Genomic DNA, 597 nt, shown 5'->3' on the forward strand with positions numbered 1-597 from the left:
CCAGAATCCGAATATCCCGTTCCAGGCGAACGGGCCGTCCTTGAATAGCGGCACCAGTCCTGCCGGCCCTAGCAACAGGGCTGTCCATAGTGAGAGGTAGCCCGACCAGCGCGGGAATATGGGTTGCGGGTGTTTGTCGATGAGGATGGCGATTCCCAGGGTCAGGCATTGCAGTACCGCTGAGGAGATGACGCCGACGAACAACAGCCAGCCCATGTCGTTGAGCATGTACACCAGGTGGATTCGTTCGGGGGTGGGCCGGTAGGCCGCGGTCTGCCACACCATGATCGGGATGATGAATTCCAGTGACAGCAGCGAGGCTTGGGCGACTTGGGTGATGGCCAGTACGGGTCGCTTGCCTTCGATGCGGGCCATCTGGACCGCGATGACCGCCGACCACGGGACCAGCAGTGCCGAGGCGAACATGGTGAACAGCAGGCCCAGCCGGATCGGCACGGTGTGGTCGGTGAACATCCGCAGGATCTCCTGCTCACTGCTCTGCGGCGACGGCGGCGGAATGAATCCCGCCAGCACGATGAAGCTCACCACCCAGATGACCACCATGATCACGCCGCACCACGCACAAGCGAGCTGCGC

General features: G+C 62.6%; 1 protein-coding gene. It reads right to left on the minus strand.

All coding sequences use genetic code 11. The features are described 5' to 3' along the window. Positions 1-597, minus strand: a 597-nt coding sequence (locus ORI27_RS32910) for a hypothetical protein (protein ID WP_266074066.1), incomplete at both ends; no start/stop codon positions are given.

This window comes from Mycobacterium pinniadriaticum, from assembly GCF_026242045.1.
Classification (GTDB): Bacteria; Actinomycetota; Actinomycetes; order Mycobacteriales; family Mycobacteriaceae; genus Mycobacterium; species Mycobacterium pinniadriaticum.